The organism is Desulfobacterales bacterium, assembly GCA_029211065.1.
Classification (GTDB): Bacteria; Desulfobacterota; Desulfobacteria; order Desulfobacterales; family JARGFK01; genus JARGFK01.
In genome coordinates, this window is the sequence record JARGFK010000164.1 from 1 (window position 1) to 6,163 (window position 6,163).

Below are 6,163 nucleotides of genomic sequence, written 5' to 3' on the forward strand. Positions count from 1 at the left end.
AAATTATCACGAATACTCTATTTAACTCAAATATCTACAGGAAATATCCACTTTAATCTGTTCGCCCAGAATTACTGCTCCTGGAAAAATGAGCTTGAATCGATACCGACCGCGTGATAATTAACTTAAGATCATCTCCCAAAAGAATTGGCGATTCCGTATCATCGATTTCCACCTAAATCGAAAGAGGAATTTATGCCGAAAAAAATGTCTGAGATTATCAACATCGCACTTGTCGGCGGCGGGCAGTTAAGCACCGAAGTCCTGGAAAAAACGTTATTTGACGATCCCCAGGAACGGGTCAGCGCTCCCATCGTGGCGGTTGCAGACCCCAACCCAAAGGCGCCGGCCATGGTGATCGCCAAAAAGCTGGGGCTGCTGACCGTTACCGACTATCATGATTTGTATGATCCCCGGCACAGCATTCATCTCATCGTCGTCCTCAACCCGAAGGGGCAGGTTTTTGAAGAAATCCTCAATACCCGGCCCATCCATATCCGGGTGCTGTCCTACCACGTGTTCAAGGTTTTCTGGGAGGCCATCGGTCTGCAGGAGCGCAAACTCAGGGACCGGACCCGGGAAATGGAAACGATCCTGAACGGGATCCAGGATTTTATTTCGGTGATTACCCCGCAGATGGAAATCGAAGAAGTCAACGAGGCCTTTCTCAAACAAATGCGCTGTTCGCGCGAAGACGTCATCGGCCGTAAGTGCTACGAGGTATTTCAGGGCGTCACAGAGCGGTGCAATTCCGAAGAAATTGCCTGCCCGCTGGACGAAGTGATTAGAAATAAAAGACCGACCCGGCATGTGATGAACCGGATGAATTCAAAAGGGGTGCTGTCCCATTTTGAAGTTCACGTTTTTCCCATCTGGGAAAAGGACGGTAAAATTTCAAAGTTTATCGAAATCACCCGGGATATCACCGCGCGCCTGAAAGAAGAGGAGGAAATCACCCGGCGGCTGGAGCAGATGGTTGAGGAAAGGACCCAACAACTGGAAGAGACCCATGCCAAGCTGATCCACAAAGACAAAATGGCGTCTTTGGGAAAACTTTCAGCGTCGGTGGTCCATGAAATCAATAATCCCATTGCGGGCATATTGAACCTGATCATCCTGATGAAGCGCATCATTGAAGAAGACGATCTTAACAAGAATGAAATCGAACAGTTCTGTCAATACCTGACCCTGATGGAAACCGAGACCCGGCGCATCAGCCGGATTGTTTCCAACCTGCTGGCGTTTTCACGGCAGTCAAAAATGGAACCCAAACGGGTTAACATCAATCAATTGATTGAACAAACCCTCGTCATTAATTCAAACCTGCTTAAAATAAACGGCGTCAAAGTAGAAAAGGCGCTGTCCGTCGATTTGCCCGATCTGATCGGATCACAGGACCAGCTGCAACAGGTCATGATGAACATCGTTTCAAACGCCGCCGAGGCCGTTGAGGCAACCGGCGGCGGCACCCTGCGGATCGAGACCAGACACGCATTAGGCGCCGATAAAATCTATGTTACCTTCAAGGATTCCGGCATCGGGATACCCCGCGAAAATTTCTCAAAGCTGTTTGAGCCCTTTTTCACCACCAAAAAGAAAGGCAAAGGGGTCGGCCTCGGACTTTCGGTGGCATACGGAATTGTGAGGGAGCATGGCGGCACCATCAATGTCGCGTCAGAGGTGGGCAAAGGAACGACATTTGAACTCGAACTGCCGCGGGAATACCTGACCAAAGCGGTTAAACCCTGACTTGGAGGTCCCTATGGGGAACGTGAAAATCCTTATCGTTGATGATGAAAAGATCATGCGGGAGTCCCTGGCGGGCTGGCTTCTCAGGGACGGCCATGATGTCGAAACCGCAAAAAGTGGCGAGGAGGCTTTAGAAAAATTAAATGCGACCCGCTATAATATCCTGCTGCTGGATATCAAGATGGAAGGCATCAGCGGTCTGGATGTCCTAAAACATGTCAAAGAAAACGATCCGGATGTAGCGGTGGTCATGATCACGGCCTACGGTTCCATTTCTACCGCCATCGACGCCATGAAAAACGGGGCCGCGGATTATCTGCTGAAGCCCTTTGACCCTAACGAACTGGGCGTGCTGATCGAAAAAATTCTGGGAAACCAGGCCCAGGCCTTGGAAAATCTGTACCTCAAGGAACAGTACAAGGAGCGAACCCGCTTTGAGAGCATGATCGGGCAGTCCCGGGCCATGCAGCAGGTGTTTGACTTGATTGCAGATGTGGCGCCGATGAATTCCACGGTCCTGATAACCGGCGAGACCGGTACGGGCAAGGGGCTGGCCGCCAAAGCCATTCACACCAACAGCCCCCAGAGCCAGGGGCCCTTTGTGGTGGTCAACTGCGGCGCCATACCCGAGCATCTGATGGAAAGCGAGCTGTTCGGCTATCAGAAGGGCGCCTTTACGGACGCAAAAGAGACAAAGAAAGGGCGCCTGGAGCTGGCCCACGGCGGCACGCTCTTTTTAGACGAAATCGGCGAGATCAGCATGCGCATGCAGATCGATCTTTTGCGGATCTTGGAGGACCGGGTTTTTTACCGCGTGGGCGGGACGCAGCCGCTGGAGGTCGATTTCAGGGTTATCGCCGCAACCAACAGGGAACTGCAGAAAGTGATCAAAGACGGAACCTTTCGCGAAGACCTCTACTACCGCCTGAACGTAGTTTCATTTAAAATGCCGTCGCTGAGGGAGCGCAAAGAAGACCTGCCGCTCCTGGCGGATCATTTTCTGAACCGGTTTGCCCAGGAGACCAACAAACCCATCGACCGCATCAGTCGGGGGGCCATGGATGAGATCATGCTCTATGACTGGCCCGGTAATGTCAGAGAGCTTGAAAACGCCATTGAACGGGCGGTGGTGGTATGCAAAGGGCCAATCATCCAGCCTGAGAATTTGCCGATATTCTGTGCCGAGGAATACGCCGCCCCGGACGTAAACTCGCTGGCCGAAATTGAAAAGGCCCATATTTCACAGGTGCTCAGCGCCAACGACTGGAATATATCCCGGTCAGCCAAAACGCTGGAAATCGACCGTTCGACCCTCTATAACAAAATCAAGCGATATAACATTCAGAAGCCATCTTGATTGCGCCTTTAGAACATACGGTCGTGGTCTCTTTTGTCGGGGATTGTGGTGAGGAAATTTTTAATCCCATCAGCAGGGGTCTTCAGCGGGTGTTCGGGTTTGGCGTTGAACGACTGCCGCTGCTGCCGGATGTGGACTTCGCCCTGGATCCCAACCGGGACCAGTATCATTCCACTGTGATTCTGGACAAACTGGCGGCAGCGGCGCCGGACGGCGCCGCCAAGGTGCTCGCGATCACCGCGGTGGATCTTTTCATCCCCATCCTTACGCATGTATACGGGGAGGCGCAGCTGGGCGGCAAGGCCTGTATTGTGTCCACCTTTCGTTTAAAGGAAGGCCTTTCGCCCTTGAGCGTACAGGAAGCCTATCCGGTCCGGGTGGTCAAGGAAGCGATCCACGAGCTGGGCCACACCTTTAAACTGCGCCACTGCCCGGATCCCGTCTGCATCATGCATTACTGCCGCAGCGTCAAGGATGTCGACCGCAAATCCGACCAGATGTGCCGCTATTGCAAAGTTCTTTTCGAAGATGAAAAAAAAAGGCTGGCGAAGTAAAACAAAGTACGCTGATTCGTAAATCCGGTGACGTATTATTCAAGCTGAATTTAGATTGATTTCCTTAAAAAAATCCCCCCTGCGCCTTTTTCAAAGGGGGGACCGTGGGGATTTTACTAAAGGGGTAAATTTTTGTTTAAAACGGTAGAACGTATATTCTATGTCCGCAGGAAAATATTCGCCATCCGTTTCCATCCGAGCTGGGGCATGTTGCCATAGATGTCATGGCCGAACTGGCCGCCGTCGGTGGCCAGGGGGCCGCCTTCCGCTTCGACCACCTGGTAAAGGCGCTGGACCTCGTCCCGCAAATAATCAGTCGCTTCATTCCCCATCATCAGATTTTTCAGATCCTGGCGCAGGCTGCGGGAATGAACCCGGGCGATCCAGCCGTCGGCGTAAGGATTTTGGTTCGCCAGGCTGCCCAGCTCTCTTAACCGGGGGTTGACGGCGGTAACCACCCCGCTGAGGGGGGACTGAATATTGGCGCTGTTCGATCCCCGTTTCATTTTTATGTCCGACCGGTTCTGCCGGAGTTCCTTTCCCACCAGCGGCGACTCAAACGTGTCCAGCGGGCCGAACAGGCGCAGGGCAAAATCGTCCAGGCCGATTCTGGCCTCGCCGCCGCCTTCCAGCTTTATCCAGGTATGACCCCGGTGAAGATAAAACCCCTGGGGGAGTTTAAACCCTTCGATGTTCAAAACATCCACCGGTTTTACAATGGCGTGCACGGTGTACTCGTCGTAAAAATACTGGTCAAACTCACAATTGTCACAGCGGTACTCATTGGTGCAGGCCCTGAATTCGATGCGCTTTTTCAGATGGTGGATACAGGGCCGTTTCCATGGCGCCAGACCCATCAGGGGGTCTTTCCAGAAAACAATTTTACCCCGTTTGGTATTGGGAGCAATCCCCAGCTTGCGAAGTTTTTCATTTTCCATGGCCAGGCTTCGCAGGGCTTTGTCAAAACGGCAGGCGATACAGTCATAATCCGTTTTGCAGAGTTTTTTAGGGATGACATTGGCCTGCATCCAGACGCAGGGATCCTGAGTGGTTTTTAGGCGATTTTCAGTGCGGATCGTATTCATTTTATTTTCCTCTATATAAAACAGGTTTTGCAATAATCAGGGTTTGCCGGGATGCCGGCAGCAGCTCATCCTATCGTGTCTTGAGAAAGCGCCGGGTTAAATTGTTCCATCCCAGCTGGGGCAAATTGCCGTAAATGTCACTGGCCAGATGCCCGCCGTCGGCTGCCAGGGGACCGGCGACTTCTTCGATCATGTTTTCCAGATTGCGCACTTCCGTATCCATCCAGGTCAAACTCTTTGTATCCGTCATCAGGTCGTTCATGGACTTTTTGATGTCCGGCGTTCGCACCAGGAACAGCCAGCCGTCGCCGTATGGTTCCCGGTTGACGATTTCGGGATTTTGCCTGGCCTTGGAATTGACCTCCACGATCACGCCGCCGACCGGAGACAGCATGTCCGCCAGGTTTTCTTTGCGCTTCAGCCCCCATCCCACAGCCCCCGGGTCAAACTCCTTGCCCATCAGGGGCAGGTCAAACCCATCGGCTTTGCCGAAAAGTTTCGACGTAAAGTCATCCAGACCGATGCGAATATAGCCGCCGCTCTCAATGCGCGCCCAGGCATGTCCGTTATGAAAGTAATAGTCCAGCGGCACGTCAAACCCCTTGACCTGCTGAAGGGCGTAAGGGGTGCTTTTGCTTTTGGCCGTCCAGACATCTTCAAAAAACTGGTCAAAATCACAGGCGCCGCATTGATAGTCGTAGGCGCACAGGCGATTGGCGATGCGATGGGTCAGGCTGTGCCGGCAAATCCGTTCGATATCGGGCTTTTTACGCATGGCGTCCTGCCAGCTGATTTGCTTGCCCTGTTCCACCCGCTGGGCCATGCCGGCGTCATAGCTGCAGGTGGTGCAGTCATAGTAATTGTTGCAATTTTTGAACTTTACGGCCCCGGCCTGCATCCAGAGGCACGGATTTCCGATTTTGGATTTCTGCTCCGGTTTCACCATCCAGACCTGTCTTCCCAGAATCACGGGAATTTCATCGCTTTTTCCCAGGTCCTCTAAATTGCCCTTGCGATAGAATGACCCGTAACCGGCCTGACCTCTCTGGCTCCTTTTAAATTGTTCCTTCATCGCTCGCTCCTTTGTTGGATTTGCATTGATGGTTAACACAGTATAAAGCAAGAGGCATGCCAGAAAGCTCTGCGCCGGCAATATATTCCATAACCATACGATATGGTTTGTATTATTTATTTTATCCGGAAGGATAAGGTCGGTTCGAAGGACGTGAGGGTGTGTTGAAATAATCCACATAAATTTTAAAATAGTTTTGAAACTTAAAATTAATGAAGGTTATTCAGATAGTTATCATGGTGTAGGGGTTTGCGCCACAACAGTCGAGTTTTCCTACACTCCTGGTTGTTCAGAATGAGGATGAATGCTAAAAGGGCTGGATAAAAATTCTAAGATACGATAGGGA

At 51.7% G+C, this 6,163-nt stretch carries 5 protein-coding genes; 3 read left to right on the top strand and 2 right to left on the bottom strand.

What is annotated here, in order from left to right; all coding sequences use genetic code 11:
* Positions 1-195 precede the first annotated feature (195 nt).
* The 3 genes from P1P89_21525 to P1P89_21535 are packed head-to-tail and all read left to right on the top strand — an operon-like array spanning position 196 to position 3,660.
* Positions 196-1,749 carry an ATP-binding protein gene (locus tag P1P89_21525; protein MDF1594098.1) on the top strand — a complete coding sequence of 518 codons (1,554 nt, stop codon included), beginning with the start codon at positions 196-198 and terminating at the stop codon, positions 1,747-1,749.
* A gap of 13 nt (positions 1,750-1,762) precedes the next feature.
* The gene (locus P1P89_21530; GenBank protein MDF1594099.1) at positions 1,763-3,106 is read left to right on the top strand and encodes a sigma-54 dependent transcriptional regulator; all 1,344 of its coding nucleotides are present in this window, start codon (positions 1,763-1,765) and stop codon (positions 3,104-3,106) included.
* Positions 3,103-3,660, top strand: coding sequence for an archaemetzincin family Zn-dependent metalloprotease (locus P1P89_21535; protein MDF1594100.1), 558 nt, complete (start codon positions 3,103-3,105; stop codon positions 3,658-3,660). Before P1P89_21530 ends, P1P89_21535 begins: the two co-directional genes overlap by 4 nt.
* Positions 3,661-3,818: 158 nt before the next feature.
* Here P1P89_21535 and P1P89_21540 read toward each other — a convergent pair whose 3' ends face one another.
* Positions 3,819-4,745: a glycine cleavage system protein H gene (locus tag P1P89_21540; protein MDF1594101.1), complete on the bottom strand. Its 927-nt coding sequence runs from the start codon at positions 4,743-4,745 to the stop codon at positions 3,819-3,821.
* Positions 4,746-4,815: 70 nt separating this feature from the next.
* The gene (locus P1P89_21545) at positions 4,816-5,817 is read right to left on the bottom strand and encodes a glycine cleavage system protein H (GenBank protein MDF1594102.1); all 1,002 of its coding nucleotides are present in this window, start codon (positions 5,815-5,817) and stop codon (positions 4,816-4,818) included.
* Positions 5,818-6,163: the final 346 nt, after the last annotated feature.